At 62.3% G+C, this 17,322-nt stretch carries 16 protein-coding genes, 2 tRNA genes and 2 pseudogenes; 14 read left to right on the forward strand and 6 right to left on the reverse strand.

Annotated elements, in window-relative coordinates:
* Positions 1–124: 124 nt before the first annotated feature.
* The 11 genes and pseudogenes from DTPSY_RS17780 (at position 125) to DTPSY_RS07880 (ending at position 10,805) form a co-directional block, all read left to right on the forward strand.
* Positions 125–427 (forward strand): hypothetical protein, encoded by a 303-nt coding sequence (locus DTPSY_RS17780; protein ID WP_187148602.1) that lies wholly within the window; start codon positions 125–127, stop codon positions 425–427.
* 80 nt (positions 428–507) lie between these two features.
* Positions 508–828: a helix-turn-helix transcriptional regulator gene (locus DTPSY_RS07840; RefSeq protein WP_015913131.1), complete on the forward strand. Its 321-nt coding sequence runs from the start codon at positions 508–510 to the stop codon at positions 826–828.
* Between the two features lie 273 nt (positions 829–1,101).
* Positions 1,102–1,806 (forward strand): hypothetical protein, encoded by a 705-nt coding sequence (locus DTPSY_RS18385; RefSeq protein ID WP_148215370.1) that lies wholly within the window; start codon positions 1,102–1,104, stop codon positions 1,804–1,806.
* A 537-nt stretch (positions 1,807–2,343) separates the two neighbouring features.
* Entirely contained in the window at positions 2,344–2,580 is a 237-nt protein-coding gene (locus tag DTPSY_RS18540) for a hypothetical protein (protein ID WP_187148603.1), read from the forward strand.
* Between the two features lie 221 nt (positions 2,581–2,801).
* The gene (locus DTPSY_RS07850; protein WP_015913132.1) at positions 2,802–3,068 is read left to right on the forward strand and encodes a hypothetical protein; all 267 of its coding nucleotides are present in this window, start codon (positions 2,802–2,804) and stop codon (positions 3,066–3,068) included.
* A 9-nt stretch (positions 3,069–3,077) separates the two neighbouring features.
* Entirely contained in the window at positions 3,078–4,793 is a 1,716-nt protein-coding gene (locus tag DTPSY_RS07855) for a type IV secretion system DNA-binding domain-containing protein (RefSeq protein WP_015913133.1), read from the forward strand.
* 264 nt (positions 4,794–5,057) lie between these two features.
* Positions 5,058–5,549: a hypothetical protein gene (locus DTPSY_RS07860; RefSeq protein WP_015913134.1), complete on the forward strand. Its 492-nt coding sequence runs from the start codon at positions 5,058–5,060 to the stop codon at positions 5,547–5,549.
* Between the two features lie 26 nt (positions 5,550–5,575).
* Complete coding sequence (locus tag DTPSY_RS07865) at positions 5,576–5,830, forward strand: hypothetical protein (RefSeq protein ID WP_015913135.1); 255 nt, start codon at positions 5,576–5,578, stop codon at positions 5,828–5,830.
* Positions 5,831–5,832: 2 nt separating this feature from the next.
* Positions 5,833–9,114 carry a MobF family relaxase gene (gene mobF, locus DTPSY_RS17785; protein ID WP_015913136.1) on the forward strand — a complete coding sequence of 1,094 codons (3,282 nt, stop codon included), beginning with the start codon at positions 5,833–5,835 and terminating at the stop codon, positions 9,112–9,114.
* 60 nt (positions 9,115–9,174) lie between these two features.
* Positions 9,175–10,002 (forward strand): annotated as a pseudogene (locus tag DTPSY_RS07875) (type IV secretion system protein); the annotation flags it as partial.
* 575 nt (positions 10,003–10,577) lie between these two features.
* The gene (locus tag DTPSY_RS07880; protein ID WP_015913138.1) at positions 10,578–10,805 is read left to right on the forward strand and encodes a hypothetical protein; all 228 of its coding nucleotides are present in this window, start codon (positions 10,578–10,580) and stop codon (positions 10,803–10,805) included.
* A gap of 39 nt (positions 10,806–10,844) precedes the next feature.
* Here the strand turns inward: DTPSY_RS07880 and DTPSY_RS07885 are convergent, their stop codons facing one another.
* Together DTPSY_RS07885 and DTPSY_RS07890 are read right to left on the reverse strand one after the other, a co-directional pair.
* A complete protein-coding gene (locus tag DTPSY_RS07885) occupies positions 10,845–11,180 on the reverse strand; it encodes a TraR/DksA family transcriptional regulator (protein ID WP_011518936.1) in 336 nt (111 codons plus the stop codon).
* A gap of 16 nt (positions 11,181–11,196) precedes the next feature.
* A complete protein-coding gene (locus DTPSY_RS07890) occupies positions 11,197–12,060 on the reverse strand; it encodes a universal stress protein (protein WP_011518937.1) in 864 nt (287 codons plus the stop codon).
* Between the two features lie 60 nt (positions 12,061–12,120).
* Between DTPSY_RS07890 and DTPSY_RS07895 the strand changes: the two are divergent.
* Both DTPSY_RS07895 and DTPSY_RS18660 read left to right on the forward strand, forming a co-directional pair.
* Positions 12,121–14,004 (forward strand): annotated as a pseudogene (locus DTPSY_RS07895) (Tn3 family transposase); the annotation flags it as partial.
* An 89-nt stretch (positions 14,005–14,093) separates the two neighbouring features.
* On the forward strand, positions 14,094–14,480 hold the full coding sequence (locus DTPSY_RS18660) for a hypothetical protein (RefSeq protein ID WP_015913139.1): 387 nt from the start codon (positions 14,094–14,096) through the stop codon (positions 14,478–14,480).
* A gap of 57 nt (positions 14,481–14,537) precedes the next feature.
* On the opposite strand, the gene DTPSY_RS07905 is transcribed toward DTPSY_RS18660, so the two are convergent.
* The 4 genes from DTPSY_RS07905 to DTPSY_RS07920 form a co-directional block, all read right to left on the reverse strand.
* Complete coding sequence (locus DTPSY_RS07905) at positions 14,538–15,761, reverse strand: tyrosine-type recombinase/integrase (RefSeq protein ID WP_015913140.1); 1,224 nt, start codon at positions 15,759–15,761, stop codon at positions 14,538–14,540.
* Between the two features lie 173 nt (positions 15,762–15,934).
* Positions 15,935–16,010 (reverse strand) — tRNA-Asn (locus tag DTPSY_RS07910).
* Between the two features lie 52 nt (positions 16,011–16,062).
* Positions 16,063–16,138 (reverse strand) — tRNA-Asn (locus DTPSY_RS07915).
* Between the two features lie 73 nt (positions 16,139–16,211).
* Positions 16,212–16,631, reverse strand: coding sequence for a YbaN family protein (locus DTPSY_RS07920; RefSeq protein WP_015913141.1), 420 nt, complete (start codon positions 16,629–16,631; stop codon positions 16,212–16,214).
* Between the two features lie 105 nt (positions 16,632–16,736).
* Here DTPSY_RS07920 and def point away from each other — a divergent pair, with 105 nt between their 5' ends.
* Positions 16,737–17,276, forward strand: coding sequence for a peptide deformylase (def, locus tag DTPSY_RS07925; RefSeq protein ID WP_011805502.1), 540 nt, complete (start codon positions 16,737–16,739; stop codon positions 17,274–17,276).
* Positions 17,277–17,322 lie beyond the last annotated feature (46 nt).

The following is a 17,322-nucleotide window of genomic DNA, read 5'->3' on the forward strand; positions in this document are numbered from 1 at the left end:
AAACTTCTTGACACAAAGAAGTTTTTAGAAGACACTATGAAACATGGACACACAAGCATTTTTGGCAAGGCTGGACGCAGGGGATGACCCTAGCGGCGAGTCGGGCTGCTTGTGGTCTTTTGCCTTGGCCGAGGTGGGACAGGTGTTGCCATCGCGCCCGCAGCTCCTTGGTTGGCTGACTGAACTGCGCCGCGCCCTTGGTCTGCGCGGCTTCACTGCGCCCTTGGAGGCTGGCCAGGTGCTGGGCCTTGGTCTTGCATCCCTGATCCTGCTGGCCGCGCGCCTTGAAGCAGCTGGCGCCCTTGCTGCGCGTCGGCTGGATACCCTGGCCCGCCCGGCGATCCCGCCGCGCCTGCCGGCCGCTTGCGCCGGCCTCAACCTCTCCCCACGCCTCCTGCCCATCCCCCGCGCCGTGCTGGCGGGGTGACGGTGCCATCGAGGCCGCAGCGCCTCCACACCCGCTAGCAAAATCATAGCTTGCGGCCTTGCCCCAACAGGGACAAGGAAATGAATTTTTTGAAACTTCCCGAGGTGCTGCAGCGCGGCAAGGTCTCGCGCAGCGCGCTTTTGCGCTGGCTCGACCAGCCAGAAATAGGTTTCCCCCAGCCAGTGAAAATTGGCAGGGGAATTTTCTGGATTGACACCCAGGTGGACGCCTGGTTTTCCAGGCAAGCAGAGTCGAGCGCAGCCGCCACGGCGGCGGCGCAGGCGCAGGCGCTGGCGCAGGCCGCCACGGCGGCGGCGCGGGCACAGGAGGTCACTCCCAGCCGTCGCGGCCCGGGGCGCCCGCGCAAGGTTGCCGCAGCAGCGCAAGGGGGTGCAGCATGAGCCGCCCCCTGAAAAAGCTGCCCCAGGCGCTGCAGGGCGCCGGCCTCAATGCCCGCGCCTTGGCCGGGCTGCCGCCCACTCTCCAGGAGATGATTAAGGCCCATTCTGTGCTGGCTCCTGGGCCTGCCACAGGACTGGCGCGTCCGTCTGTCGCACCTTGCAGACCAAAAGACAGACGGGCGAGACAGCACGCGCGCCGGCCTCGCCGAGCTGGAGACAGCTGGCTACCTTTGGATCGAGCGGCGACGCGACGGCGGGCGCTTTGAGCGCGTCGTGTGGCACGTCACTGACACCCCCGAGGCCGCCAATTTCCCGCAAAAAAACGCAAACAAACCGGCAATTTCTGCGGATTTGCCGAGTTCGGGAAACACGAAGACGGCGAACCCGAAGACGGCAAACGCGAAGCTACGAAGAACAAAGGATACGAAGGACTTAGGCGACGAAGAACTTATTCAAACACCACCACCCCCGCGCGCACACGCACACGCACACGCGCAGGGGGAGCAGCAGACCGGCAGCCTGCCGGCTGCAGGTGGTGGTCACGATGAAAATTTTGTGTACCAGGCGGCCTGCAAAGCCAAGCTGTCCCCGGCGACTGGCCGTAGAGTTGCCAGGCTGGTCGAGGGTGCCGCGGCTGAACAAGTCGCGTGGCTGGCCCTGCTGCTGGAGCAACTGCCCGCCCTGGCGGCTGAGAGGAAGGTCGAGGCCCCGGAAGGCTACGCCCTAAGCCTGGCCGAGCGCGCCGCCGCTGGTGAACTCACGCGGCCAGCCAGTGCCGCGCCTGCACCGGCGCCCGTGGAGGTCTACAAACCCGAGCCTCGAGGGCTGACGACCCCAGAGGGCCTAGCGGCCGGCAAAGCGGCAATCGCAGCCCTGCAGGCCAAGATCCACGGCGGCCGCCACCACGGGCCGGAGCCCTGCGGCATAGCTCAGGGTTCGATCCAGCGGGACGCCCTAAGCCCGCTGCGGGCGCGCTAGTGGCCGGGTGCCCTATGCCGTGGGTCACGCCGCGCGACTGGATGTGAACAGGCCCGCAGGGGCGGGCCTACGGGAGCAGTTGCGCAAGAAGACCAGCAGCAGGGCGTTACGGCGCCTGTACGGGCTTTTCTGACGCCGAAGCCACCACCCACGCGCGCACCACACAAAGGCCCTCCAGCGCCCGATTTGGCGCCTTCCTGGGGGTTTGCAGAATGGGGCAGCGTCCCATGTCCCCGCCCCGCCGCGCGACGTGCCCCACGGCACAGGGCGCCCGGCCACCAGCGCGCCCCCATTGCCCATGCCAGCCCGCCCGGCCGCGCCCTGCCGTTTCTGCCGACCAGCCGCACGGCCATGGCCCGCCGCGTGGCCTGGTGCCGGTGCCCCCGCCCGGCCTGCCCGCGCCCTGATCAACCAGCTTCCGAACCCGCTTTCCGCAGTCGCTTTCGGATATGTGTTTCCGATTCCGATTCCGAAATAGACCTCCGAAACCAACATCCGATTCAGATTGATTCATATAACGTATCGTATCAATACGATATGAAATACAGCCAAGCCAAGGCATTTTCAGAGGGAAAGCCACGCCAAGGCGGCGGCGCAGCGATACAAACACCCCGACCAACACCCGCCATATCCATTTCCGAATCCGATTCGGATTCGGAATCAGAAATCGGTTTCGGAAGTAGCAAACCAACATCCGAAGCCGAAAGCCCATCGGAAACGGCAATCGGAATCGCAAGCGCTTTCCACCCAGGGGAAAAGCAGAAGGGCCATTGAAGCCCCTTCGATGCCCCTTCCCAGCACCATCCAAGCCCCTGGCCGTGGCCGTGGCCACCTGGCACCAGGCCGCGCCCGCGCGTGCTGCCCCCGGCCCGCCCCTGCGGGCCTTCCCCTTTCTCCATCTTTTTGTGCCCGGCGCCCAATTTATGTCCGCGAACTGCAGAAGTAGATAGCAGCCCTGGCAGTTCAGGGCGGCACCTACAGAAAGGAGGGCGCGCATGGTGCGTCAAGAAGTCGGCGAAGCCTGGTGGCTTCTCAAGTGGGCCGCAGTCCTGGCCCTGGCGGGCGCTGTGGCCGCCGTGGTCATTTTCATGTTCAGGCATACAAGCTGGCAGGTTGCCAGCTTCGGCTACTACACCAATTTTTTCCGTGAGCTGTTCACCAATCCGCAATATCAAGAAGGACTATTTCAATTCAAGTTGGCCGCAGCGCTGGGGGCATTGATAGGCGGACTCCCTCCGATTCTTTTCATTTTCAAGAAGTGAGATTTTCAAATGACCAATATCCTGTTGTATTCCATTACTGCAATCCTGGCTGCTGCCGCATTTTGGGTGCTGCGCGGGCGAGAAAATCGCGTATTGATGTACCTACGCCACTTCGCCGCCGCGCTGGCCGTGGCTTCGGTTGTCATTGCCTTTGAGGGCAAAGAGGCATATAGCATCGGCAAACTGCTGCTTGCCGCAGCTGTCGGCCTTGGGCTATTTTTCTATGCGCCCATCAATATTTTTAATAAGTTTCGTGGCGGCCTCGGAAAAATCGGCATCAGCTTTGGCGAGACTTCGGGTAGCGCAGGGGGCGAATACATTCGCGGGGCGAAACTCGTGAACGGCCAGCAGCTGCAAAAGATTCTCAAAAAAGAATCCGGTTCCCTCACCGTGGGCGGCCAGAAAATCCCTGAGCGATTGGAAGCCCGCCATTTCATGCTGGCGGGTTCAACTGGTGTCGGTAAGTCTGTGGCAATCTCCGAAATGCTGGATGGTATTGCGGCGCGTGGCGACCGGGTTTTTATTGCCGACGCGGGCGGAAACTTCCTCAAAAATTATTACGACGAAGAACGCGGCGACATTATCCTGAATCCGCTGGATTCACGCGCCGTCAGTTGGTCACCGCTGGCAGAAATGGAAGGCCCTTGGGATGCCGACCTGATTGCAAAATCCATCGTTCCCGATGGCGATGGCGGCTCCAAGGAATGGAATCAATATGCCCAGGTCATCACGAGCGCGGTTCTCAAACACTGCTGGCAAAACGATCTGACGAACTTCGATATTTTTCGACTGGCAATCATTGCCAATATCGAGGAATTGCGGATGGTATTTGAGGGCACCCCGGCGCAGCCGCTGGTGGCCGAAGGCAATGAAAAGATGTTCGGCAGCATTCGCGGCATCGTCGGCACCTACATTTCACCCTTCCAATACCTCGACCCCGCAGCAGGCGCGAACAATGGATTCTCCCTCAAATCAATTGTTGAAGACAACGGCGCCAAGAACTGGCTATTTTTCAACTACCCCGACAAACAAATCAGCACCGTCGCCCCAATCATCGCGGCGATGACCGATATTGTCAGCAAGTCGATTCTCTCGCTGGAGGCGGACAACAACCGCAAATTCTGGCTGATCATTGACGAATTCGCCAGCGTTGGCCGGATTTCTTCGATTCTCGATTTTCTGACGAAGGCCCGTAAAAACGGAGGCCGTGCGATTATTGGCGTGCAGACGATTTCCCAGCTCAAGAGCGCCTATGGCGTCAATGACGCATCGACGCTAATGTCTTGCTTGTCTTCTCAGATTGTTTTCCGGGTTCCCGATCCAGACACGGCGGATATTATGTCTCGCCTCCTGGGCGACCAGCAAATCAGCCGCGTTATTCAAAGCGGCGGTGAATCGTCGCAGAGCATGCAAATTGGCGGCAGCAAATCCGAGAACTGGAGCCAGCAAATCACGACAGATCGAATCGTGATGACCGGCGAGATTATGAACTTCCCCGATCTCTACGGCATTCTGAATTTCGCGGGCGACATTCCAGCGGCGCCGATTGAAGTCGAATGGATGGAGCGCCATAAAGTCGCCGAGCACTTCCAGGCCACGACCCGCAAGGAAATCAAGATCGCGGCACCAGCAAAACCCGCAGAGATTCAAAAGCCGACAGAGACAGAGAATACCGCCGTCAGCGATTCAGATTTGCCCGGCGTCGAATCCGACGACGTGATCTGATTATCCTTTTCACCCCTCGCCCAGCCTTTGCGCTGGGCTTTTCTTTTGGACTTCCCAGGCAGTCCGTGGAGAAGCAAGAAACTCAGTATCAAGGTATGCACCCTACCCACCAAGGGTGCAGGCGCTTTAGGTGCTGTGCCCAATGCCGGAGCGGGTTTGCGCGTCCTACGTTTGCGCCACGCCCGCATTACAAAAAATGTCCGCGAACTGCAGAAGTGTAGTAGCGGCGCGGGTTTGCGCCGTATTACACGAAGGGATGCCCGCATGAGCAAAAAACACGTTATCACGTTCCGCCTGGACGGCGACGAAATGACCGAAATCGAGCGCATTTGCAAGACCCTGCGCCTATCGAAAACCGATTACCTGCGCGCCGTGGCCCTGGGCGGACAAGCGCCCATCGGCCTACCCGTCGCCACACCAGCACCGCCCATGGACGAATCGCGCTTGGTGGCGCTGGAGGCTGGGCAGCGTGATATGCAAATGGCCCTCAATGATTCAGCTTCAGCATTTACCCTGCTTCTCACGAACTTGAATGAGTTCCTGCGCATCCCGACTTTCCGCGAATATCGCGCCCGCGACCTGGCGGGGAATTCGATAAAACGCGACGGAGAGGCCGAAGAAGTTTATTTGCTGCGCTTGGCGCACCGATATTTTATTCAATATCAAGTTTGGCCCGATCCAGAAGACAAAACCAAGTTTGGCCCCGCACCTGGCGCCGACCTTGCGAAGTTCCCCAGGATCAAACCCGCAGGTTAATCCATTTGAATCAACAGCGAGCAATCATGAACATCGACAAAATCAAAGCCAAACGCGACGCCATGAAGTCACAGCTGGCCGAACTGGACGCCAAGATAGAGAAGGCCAAGAAAGATACGCAGGCCGCACGCCATAAGGAAATCATCAGTCTGATCAACAAGCACAACATCAGCGCAAGCCGGTTGCGTGAAATTCTGCAGCGCGAGGATGAAGCCAAGCAAATGCCTCTCGCTCTGCCGATTGAATCCGCAAATCCAGCAGATCAAGCTCAAGGAGAATAACCATGCTTTCGATGAAATCAATTAAATCTGGTGGCGGCGTTTCCAAAGTCGCAGCATATTACGAGGGCTACCAGCTGGGCGCAGAAGACCCCAACGCTAAGCAACACGACGAACCCAACGGAAAATGGATTGGCGCATTCTCCGAGCGCCTGGGCTTCAAAGATTCCATCGTTCATCGTGGCGAGATCGAAAGCGCGCTGAAGGGCTACGACCCTAAAACCGGCAATCCGTTTTCCAACAACGCCGGGGATGAACGCCACAAGCCAGGCTATGACCTGACATTTTCCGCGCCCAAATCCGTTTCCGTCGCCTGGGCGAGTGCATCGCCCGAGCTGCAAAGGGAAATCAGCGCGGCACACCAACGCGCCATTGAATCGGCAATCGAATACGCCGAGCAAACCGGGGGCGCATTCATCCAGCGCGAGGGACACGCCGGGGCAATCAAAGTCCCCCATCACGAAATCGCCGCCGCCACGTTTGAACACAGCAGCAACCGCGCAGGCGAGCCGCATTTGCACACGCATTGCGTTGTGATGAATATCAGTGAGAACGGCAAGCGCGTCGATTTCGACACCCGCTATGCACACACCATCGGCACCGCCTATCGTGCCGAGTTTGCCCACGAGCTGGAAAAGCTGGGTTTCCAAATCGAGAAAGACGGCAAATCGTTTCGCCTTGACGGATTCCCGAAAGAGTTGGAACAGCAGCTTTCCACCAGGGCCGCACAAATCGCCGAGCGCCAGGCGCAGACCGGAATGAAAAGCGACAAAGCCCGGGAAATGCACCAGTTGGCCACGCGCGAAATGAAGGGCGAGCGCCCCCGCGAGACAGCATTTAATGCCGCCCGCGAAGCAGCAGCAGAAAACGGGTTCAACGTCGAATCTCTGCGCGACCAGTCGCACCAGGCTAGCCAGGGCAAAGAGCCGCCCGCGCAGCTGCACGAAACCGCATTCAGCGAAGCCTCAACCCTCAGCCGCGCACAACTGGAGCGAGCCGCATTTGAACGCGCCCAGGTCAATGGCCAAGACATTAAAGCGGCACTGTCAGAGCTGCGCGAGCTGGAGCAGTCCGGGGAGCTGGTGCGCCTAAAAGACAAGGAGGGCAACGACCGTTTTACCAGCCGCGAAATGCTCGAAATCGAAACCGGCCTGGCGCAATATGCCAAAGCCGCTGCGCACACGCCAACCGACGCCCGCGCGGATTCGCGCAACGTCGAAGACCTAATTCAAAAGAAAGGGCTCTCAAACGACCAGGCGCAGGCCATGCGCCACATTACCGACAGTCGCAACAGCTTTGCGGTTGTCGAAGGCACGGCCGGGGCGGGCAAGTCCTACATGCTGGGCGCCGCCCGCGAAGCCTGGGAGGCCAGCGGTTCCCGCGTTGTCGGCTGCGCCCTGGCCGGCAAGGCCGCTAGCGGCCTAGAGGAAGGCAGCGGGATCAAGTCGGACACGATTCACGGCACGCTGCAGCGCATCGAGCGCGGCGAGCTGCAGCTAGACAAGCAAACCGTCGTCGTCGTGGACGAAGCCGGCATGGCAGGCTCTCGCCTCATGTCGCGCCTGTGCGACCAGGCGCAGCAGGCCGGCGCCAAGGTGGTGCTTGTCGGTGACACCCGGCAACTTCAGCCAGTGGACGCAGGCGGAGCCATGCGCAGCATGAAGACCGCAGCCGGCCAGGCCGCAGAGATGACCGAGATCCGCCGCCAGCACCACGAGGCAGACCGCCAGATGGTGACCGACCTCAAGAACGGCGAGGCCGGCAAGGCGCTGCAGACTATGCAGGAGCGCGGCTACCTGCGTGAGCACGCCACGCCCGAGCATATGCGCGAGGCCATCGCGCGCAACGTCGTCAACGACCTGCGGGAGGGGAAGACCTCAATCAGCCTGGCCGCCCGTCGCCAGGAAGTGCAGGCCATCAATCAGGCCGCACGCGCCCAGGCCAGGGACGCCGGCCTGTTGCACGGCCCCGACCGCACTTTCACGACCCAGCGCACGCCCGAGAGCGCGGAGCGCGCCCAGGCGTTTGCCGTGGGCGACCGGGTTATCACGCTCAAGAACGACCGCAGCCTAGATCTGAAGAACGGCCAAACCTGGACTGTCACCGCCGCCCAAGACGGCCGTTTGACCCTCAAGCGCGACGGGGACGGCAAGGAGCAGAGCATCAGCCAGAAGCAATACAAAGCCCTCGATCACGCCTACTGCGCCACAGTCCACAAAAGCCAGGGCGTGACCGTTGACCGTGCCCACGTCGCGCACGACAGCGCCATGAGCGACCGCAGCCTGAGCTACGTTGCAGCCAGTCGCCACCGCGAGGCCATGAGCTACCACCACACCAACGCGCAACGCGACGAGCTGCATAAGGAGATGAGCCGCGCCCGCGACAAGGACACCAGCGCCGACTATGAGCGCGCCCAGCCGCCAGGCCACGACGGGCCAGGCCCCGAGGGTGGCGCCGCAGCCAAGGGCAAACAGGCCGAGCAAGAGCACGACGACGAGCAGCCACGGCGCCCGCAGACCGACGCGGAGCGCCGTCAGGAGCATGAAGCATGGGCAGACCGCGACCGCGACCGCGCGCAGGACTACCAGCGCGACCAAGCCGAGCGCGCCGCAGAGCGCAGGCCGCAACAGGCGCAGCAGCCGCGTGAGCTGATACGCGACCGGCGCACGCCCGAGCAGCGCGAGCACGACGCGGATCTAGCACGCGCAGCGCTCAAGACCGGAGGCACGATGCCCCAGGCGGCGAAGATCAACCGCGACATTGAGAAAGGCCGCGCCCGGTGGGAGTACAACAGCCAGGGCGACCGCTTTTTGCAGTATCGGGACGGGCGCACGTATCACCGCGACCTGCACGCACGCGGGCCGCAGTCCGTAGAGCTGCGGCAGGCCGCTACGCTGGGCCTGACCACCAAGCGCGCAACCATCGTCACCCGTGGGGGTGCTGACATGGCCAACCCCGAGAGCCAACACGCCGCCGCCAACGCAGGCCCACGCGCGCCCAGCGCTGGCGAGCGTTGGATCATGGCTGCGCGCGACGACTACAAGCAGAACAAGCAACCGGCTTTCCAAGACGGCCGCGGACGTGCAGAAGCAGGCGACGACGGTGCGCGGCATCAATTCCAACGTGGGCGGCCTGCAAGCCCTGGCGAGCCAAAACATGCAGGTTCAGGCGTTACTGGGGGACATCTCCAGCTCGATCGCCCAGGCCAACGCGAATGCGGCGATGGAGGCTCAGCGCACGCAGGAGCGCGAGCAGCAGCGCGCCGAGGGAGATGCGAAATTCCGTGACGCCCGCAATGCTGCCGTGGAGCACAAGGACGCGGCGCCAACGCTCAAGCTGCCCAGCGATTATCCGACGCACTCTCGCGCGTGACGCGGGGCGCGCTGGTGCTGATCCTTCCGCTTGCGCTGCTGCTGAACTGGACGCCGTGGATGCAGACCACGACGAAGTTTTTTACGACAGAGCTAACCGCGCCGATTACCAGCGCGGCAGGCGGCGGCAGCGCCGGGGATGCCGTCAAGACGGCAATCGAAAAGCTCAATACCGCGATGTTCCCGAGCGCGCAGAAGGACGACGGCAAAAGCGCCTGGTCAAAGGCGTGGGACTTCATCACGGGCGATGCCAGTATCGGAAAGGCGCTTATCGGCAGTCTCACCCAGGTTGCCTTCGACGTGATCCTTTTCTTCATCTCCGGCCTGGTCAGCTTCGCGCTACTGCTGGCCCTCTATGGCCCCCTGTTGGCCCTGCAACTGGGTGTGATCTTCGGCCCGCTGCTGGTGGCCTGGCTGCCCTGGCAGCCGATGAGCCATCTCTTTCACAACTGGCTCAGGTTCATGCTGGCCAATGGCGTTTCGCTGGTCGTTGGTGTGACGCTGGCCACGCTGGGCGCGGGGGTCATCGGTGACTTTGCCGCCCAGATGGCGACCATCGGCGCCGATCCCGAATTGCCGTGGTTCATGGAATTGATGGTCAGGGCCGGCGCGTTCATGTCGTCGGTGGCGGTGATCGTTTTTGTCGCGTACTTCCTGATGAAGTCCGAAGACATCGCCAGCAGCCTGATTGGTGGCGGCGGCAGCGGCGCGGGCGCCGTGGCCAGCGGCATCATGCATGGCGCGAAGAACCTGCGCGGCGAGGTCGTGCGCAAGGCCGGCAAGCCAACGCTTCCGAAGAAGTAGCAGCGCCTGCAGGCGCAACACAGAGCCGGGAGACACGCTGCGCGCAACTCCCGGCTTCTTCGCATTCAGCCAGGCGCAGCCCCTTGCAGGGACTGCGCAGACAAAGAGCAACGCTGCAGCGCTGGCGCTTTCGCCTTGCGGGCTTGTGCATCACAGCGCGCCCGCCGTGAATTCCTGCTTTTCGGAGCCGCCCAAGCTGCTACGAGCTTGCCTCGCATTTGCAACCGTCGCGCCAGCCTGTCGGGAGTGAGCATAAACCGGTCGCTTCGCTCCCTATTTATCCCTCCCTCCCGCCCCCTGCGGGGCGCTACGCGCAGGCTGTCACGCCGGCTGCAACTCGGCATCCCCTGCGGGGCACGCTCTCCACAGCTTTTCAGTGAGGCGGCTCCGAAAAGCAGGAATTCACTAGACAGAAAGGCGAACCATGACCACACAAGCAAGAACCCCACAAAAGGCACTTCGCGGCCCTGCGGGCCTTGACCGCCCCCTTCGGGCGGCCCCCGCGAGGCTCACCCAAAAGCAGGGGCGCGGCGTGGCCGCGAACTGCTGAAGTCATCAACACCGGGAGAAACGAAATGGGCCTGCTTCTACTTATCGAAATGTTCGTCGCGGTCTTCGGACTGGTTTTCAAAGTCATCGGCGGCGTGCTGCTGATGATTCTCAAAGTCGCTTTCGTGCTGGTTCGCGGAATGCTGATGCAGTACGTGCGCGCCTGGCGCCTGCTGCGCCGTCGCTGGCAGGAGCGCCAGCAGGACAAGCGCATGAAGGGGTCGCCTCAGAAAACGGAAAATAAAGCACGTTAAGGCAAAACGGCTCCGCCGTTGGGCATCAATACGGCTTTGTCATTGACGCGCTGTCGCGCATTCCTGGCAGAACACAACAGCAGGATCGGCGTTCAACAGTTCCGGCTCCAAATCACTGTGACAGGCGCAGCACAGCCCATAGGTGCCAGAGTCGAGGCGGGCCAGCGCAGCTTCGACCTTGCGCTTGCGAATGGTCAGCCGCTCCCGCAATCCTTGGGCAAGAGCCTGTTGTTGGAGGGCGTCGATACGCGACACCCTACCGACACAGGATTGATCCAGCTCGACCGGCGCGGCGGACTGTTGAGCCTGCTGGATTGCCTCAACGGTTTCCCTTTGCTCGATCAGCAGTCGAGCGCGGAACTGTTCCATGTCCATTGAGGCGACTCCTTCGCTATCGCAGTAGAAGCGTGGGGATGGTCGAGGAACGCAGCAGGTCAGCGGTCTTGCTGCCGAACATCAAAGTGCGCAGCGGCGAGTGACCGAATGCGCCCATGATGAGCATGTCGATGGACTGCTCCTTGACCGTCTTGGCGATGATGCTTTCCGCATCGCCGGGGATCAGTGAGGCGGTGACGTCGAAGCCAGCCGATTCCAAGGTGGTCTTGGCCCAATCAAGCTGCTTGGGTGCATCCTGGCTTTTCTTCCCCGACATCAGCAGGATGATAGGCAAACCTCGGAACAGCGGGCTGCCAGCGACCATTTCGACGCCACGCCGGGTCACGACACCGCCGTCGAAGGCGATCATCACGCGCTGCGGCTCTTTGAAGCCTTCGGTCACGGTCAGGATCGGTTTGTGCAGCGAACGTACCACCCGCTCCACATTGCGGCCCAAGTCGCGCTGTGTGGCTTCTGCGGCTTCGCCACGGCGTCCGAGTATCAGCAGGCGCACGCCGTCTTCCTGTTCGGCCAGCGTTGCTTCAAGTTCGCCGTGCCGCTGGCGAACATCGACCAGCGCGGCACCGGCAGCGGTGGCCCGTTCGCGCAGTCGGTTCAGGAAGATGCGGCCTTGCTCGCGAGCATTCTTGGTGCGGGCCTCGTCTTCGGCGGTGAGCTTGGTCAGCAGATTTTCCTGGGCGTCAATGCCGATGGCACCGCTGTGATCTTCGCCCGATCCCTGCTCGGGGTGGCGGTCGATGACGTGCAGAAACTCCAGCGGCGCGTCCATTCGGCGAGCGGCCCATGCGGCGTAGTCGGCCACGTAATCGGCGAAGTGGGATTGATCCACGCAGGCCAGCACTTTGTTTTCGTTCTTCATGATCCTGTTTCCTCTCAGTGGCCCATCAGCATGTCTTCGGCACCGTCTTTGTCATGCACGGCGAGCGTCACCGAAGCGCAGAAGCTTGCGCAGCCCGAGGACTTCGATTTCCTGCACCGCATCGGCGAAAGCTACGCCACGCTGCGCCGCTACGCGCCGGAATTCCTTGCCGTGCTCAAGCTGCGGGCCGCTCCCGCCGCGAAGGACGTGCTCGACGCCATCGAGGTGCTGCGCGGCATGAACAGCGACAACGCCCGCAAGGTGCCCGCCGACGCGCCGACCGAGTTCATCAAGCCGCGCTGGCAGAAGCTGGTCATGACCGACACCGGCATCGACCGGCGCTACTACGAACTGTGCGCGCTGTCGGAGATGAAGAACGCGTTGCGTTCCGGCGACATCTGGGTGCAGGGGTCGCGCCAGTTCAAGGACTTCGAGGACTACCTGGTGCCGCCCGCGAAATTCGCCAGCCTCAAGCAGGCCAGCGAATTGCCGCTGGCCGTGGCCACCGACTGCAACCGGTACCTGAACGACCGGCTGACGCTGCTGGAAACACAGCTTGCCACCGTCAACCGTATGGCGACGGCCAACGAGCTGCCGGACGCCATCATCACCGAGTCAGGCTTGAAGATCACGCCGCTCGACGCGGCGGTACCCGACACCGCCCAAGCGCTGATCGACCAGACGGCAATGATCCTGCCGCACGTCAAGATCACCGAACTGCTGCTGGAGGTGGACGAATGGACGGGCTTCACTCGGCATTTCGCGCATCTGAAATCGGGCGACCCGGCCAAAGACAAGAACCTGTTGCTGACCACGATCCTCGCCGACGCGATCAACCTGGGCCTGACCAAGATGGCGGAGTCTTGCCCCGGCACGACCTACGCCAAGCTGGCTTGGCTGCAAGCCTGGCACATCCGCGACGAAACCTACGGGGCGGCGCTGGCCGATCTGGTCAACGCACAGTTCCGCCATCCCTTCGCCGAGCACTGGGGCGACGGCACCACCTCATCGTCGGACGGCCAGAACTTCCGCACCGGCAGCAAGGCCGAGAGCACCGGCCACATCAACCCGAAATACGGGAGCAGCCCAGGGCGGACGTTCTACACCCACATTTCTGACCAGTACGCGCCATTTCACACCAAGGTCGTGAACGTCGGCGTGCGCGATTCGACCTACGTGCTCGACGGCCTGCTGTACCACGAGTCCGACTTGCGGATCGAGGAGCATTACACCGACACGGCGGGCTTCACCGATCACGTCTTCGCCCTGATGCACCTCCTGGGCTTCCGCTTCGCGCCGCGCATCCGCGACCTGGGCGACACCAAGCTCTACATCCCGAAGGGCGACGCCGCCTATGACGCGCTGAAACCCATGATCGGCGGCACGCTCAACATCAAGCACGTCCGCGCCCATTGGGACGAAATCCTGCGGCTGGCCACCTCGATCAAGCAGGGCACGGTGACGGCCTCCCTGATGCTCCGAAAGCTCGGCAGCTACCCACGCCAGAACGGCCTGGCCGTGGCGCTCCGCGAGCTGGGCCGCATCGAGCGCACGCTGTTCATCCTGGACTGGCTGCAAAGCGTGGAACTGCGCCGCCGCGTGCATGCCGGCCTGAACAAGGGCGAGGCGCGCAATGCGCTGGCCAGGGCAGTGTTTTTCAACCGCCTGGGTGAAATCCGCGACCGCAGTTTCGAGCAGCAGCGCTACCGGGCTAGCGGCCTCAATCTGGTAACGGCTGCCGTCGTGTTGTGGAACACGGTCTATCTGGAACGGGCTGCGCACGCGCTGCGTGGCAACGGCCATGCCGTTGATGACGCGCTGTTGCAGTACCTGTCGCCGCTCGGTTGGGAGCACATCAACCTCACCGGCGATTACCTCTGGCGCAGCAGCGCCAAGATCGGCGCGGGCAAGTTCAGGCCGCTACGACCGCTGCAACCGGCTTAGCGTGCTTTATTTTCCGTTTTCTGAGGCGACCCCATGAAGGCGGCGGCAGCGCGACGAGCTGCGGCGGCTGATGGCCGGGAGGGCGAGCAATGACGGGGGCCGTCGCCACAGGGAGCAAGGTTGTCTACCAGGACGGCATCTACACCGTCCGAGCCGTGGACGGCGCCGTCCTGGAGCTGGCCTACCACACGGGCCGCTTTTTTCGGCTGGTGCATATCTCCAGCGTCATCCCGTGCCCTCCCGATCTCAACAGCAGGGCAGAAAGGCGAACGATGACCGAAGCACTTGCCGCCATGTTTTGCAAAGCCGACTACTCCCATATTGCCCGCGATGCCACCGTTACCGTGAGCATCGCCGCCGCCGAAATGGCCGCGCTACTGGGCGCTTATGACCGTGGCCTAGACGCACTCGACCAGGACGAGCGCGACGGCCTGAATGCTGTTATTGGCAAGCTGAAAGATGAGCTGTGGCCATAACGGACGCCCCCTTTGAAGGCCCTTGGAGGCCCCTTGGGAGGGGCATCGAAGCCCCCTTCAAGAATTGGCCCGCAGCTTGACCACATCGGCGCCGGTCTTCAGCTTGTCCAAGTAGTCGGCCCACTGCTGCATCATTTCATGCCGGGCCGGCAAATGCGCCGTGCGGTTGTACGCGCGCCCATTGGGATCGCGCACCGCGTGCGCGAGCTGATGTTCGATAAAGTCAGGCCGAAAGCCCAGCACCTCATCCAAGATGGTGCGCGCCATAGCCCGGAAGCCATGGCCGGTCATCTCGTCTTTGTCAATGCCAGCGCGCCGCAGGGCCGCGAGGATGGCGTTATCGCTCATCGGGCGTTGGCTTTTGGCGGCTGGACTCATCGTCCTCGCGCTGGGAAAGACATAGACCCCGCGCCCAGTGATGGGCCTGATTTCCTCCAGGATAGCCAACGTTTGGCGTGACAGCGGCACGATGTGCCGTGTTTGCGTTTTGGTCACCAGATAGCGCCATTCGCACGCCTCAAAATCAATATCTGCCCAGCGCATCGAGCGCAACTCACCAGGACGCACAAACAGCAGCGGTGCAAGGCGCAGCGCACAGCGCACCGTCGCCGTGCCATCGTAGTCATCCAGCACCCGCAGCAGCGGCCCGACCTTCTCCGGCTCGGTCACGGCCGCGAGGTGCTTTGTCCGCATTGGCGCCAGGGCGCCGCGCAAGTCGGCGGTAATGTCGCGCTCGGCGCGGCCAGTGGCGACTGCGTAGCGCATGACCTGGCCGCACTCGCTTAGTGTGCGTGACGGTACTTCACCGAGGCCGCGCGCCTCCAGTTTTCGGACGACGGCCAGTAGCGCCGAGGGCGTCATGTCGGCAATGGGCACACTGCCCATGTAGGGGAACACGTTCTGGACGAAGCGCGCGAGCATTTTTTCAGCGTAGCGCGGTGACCATTTCGGCGCTTGCAGCGCGTGCCACTCGCGCATGATGGCTTCAAAGGTGTTTTCGTCATCGGCGAACAAAGCCGCCTTCTGTGCCTTGCGAGCCTCGCCAGGATCTACCCCTTCGACCAGCAGGGCGCGCGCATCGTCGCGCTTCTTGCGTGCTGTGGCCAGCGTGACGCCGGGGTACACGCCGAGGGCCAGGGTCTTGCGCTTGCCGGCGTGGCGGTAGTCCCAGCGCCAGTATTTCCCAGCCTGGTTGACAAGCAGGTAAAGCCCGCCAGAGTCTGAGAGCTTGGCGGGCTTTTCTTGTGCCTTGGCGGCACGGCAGGCGGTATCTGAAAGCATGACGGTACGTGATCGACGGCAGTTGAGAAATGCCGTCGAAAGTACCGCCACTTAAAGCGGTATGTCAAGGAGGTCAAAAACACCTCCTGACACGTTGACCACCGATAAGACGTTGATTTCTTTGGGTTTTTCCCATTTTTTGGCATCTTGTGAAACGCCTAGAAATCAATAAATGGCTCCTCAACCTGGGCTCGAACCAGGGACCTACGGATTAACAGTCCGGCGCTCTACCGACTGAGCTATTGAGGAATGATCGGTGTTTGTTTTTGGCAGGCCTTGTGCAATTGCAAGGCTTGGAATTTGGCTCCTCGACCTGGGCTCGAACCAGGGACCTGCGGATTAACAGTCCGTCGCTCTACCGACTGAGCTATCGAGGAACAAGACTTAGATTATATACATAAAAAAGTGCCGCCTTGACGCTGTGCTGTGCAAGGGATGCGAAGGGCGATGTCAGCGCTGCGGCTCAGGGCGAAGCCACAGCCACACCAGTACGCAGGCCATGCTGACCACCGCGCTGATGGACGCCCAGCGCGGGATATGCACCACCCACAGCACCAGCGCGCACAGGGCCATCAGGAAGGTGGCGCTCCACTTCGCATGGCGGCTCACGCGCCCGCCGTTGGCCCAGTTGCGCAGCATGGAGCCGAACAGCGGGTGGAACCACAGCCAGCGGTACAGGCGCGGCGAACTGCGCGCGGCCGCCCAGCCTGCCATGAGGATGAACACCGTGCTGGGCAGGCCCGGCACGACGATGCCGATCACCCCCAGCGCCAGGCAGAGTGCGGCAAACACCAGCAAGAGCCAGCGCGCCAGCGCGGGCAGGGGCGCTTGCTCAGGGACGGGCGGCAGTGGCTCGGGCGGCGGAGACATTCCTGCCATTGTGCAGGTGTTGCCGGGCGTTATGCTCCAAGGCAGGGACGCCGCCATGCCTTTCGCCATGCCCTGCGCTTGGCGGCTGCAGCCCGCAGACCCACCATGACCATCCGCACCATCCTGAAGATGGGCGACCCGCGACTGTTGCGGGTGGCCCAACCCGTTACCGCATTCGATACGCCCGCGCTGCACCAACTGGTGAACGACATGCGCGAGACGATGCAGGCCGTGAACGGCGCGGGCCTGGCAGCACCGCAGATCGGGGAGGATTGGCAGGTGGTGATCTTCGGCTCCGGCGAGCGCAACCCGCGCTATCCCGACCGCCCCATCGTGCCGCCCACGGTGCTCATCAATCCCGTGATCACGCCGCTGGGCGCCGACGAGGAGGACGACTGGGAGGGCTGCCTGTCCGTGCCGGGCCTGCGCGGCAAGGTGCCGCGCTTTGCGCGCATCCACTACCGCGGCGTCGATCTGCTGGGCGCGCCCATCGATCGTGTGGCGGAAGGTTTCCACGCGCGGGTAGTGCAGCACGAGTGCGACCACCTGATCGGCAAGCTCTACCCAATGCGCGTGCGCGATTTCACGCAGTTCGGTTACACGGAGGTGTTGTTTCCGGAGATTGGTGCGGTAGAAGACGATTGAGCGCTCAATCAGGCTGTAGCGCCCTTGTGGCAAGCGCAAGCAGCTA

The sequence above is a fragment of the [Acidovorax] ebreus TPSY genome (genome assembly GCF_000022305.1).
GTDB lineage: Bacteria > Pseudomonadota > Gammaproteobacteria > Burkholderiales > Burkholderiaceae_C > Diaphorobacter > Diaphorobacter nitroreducens.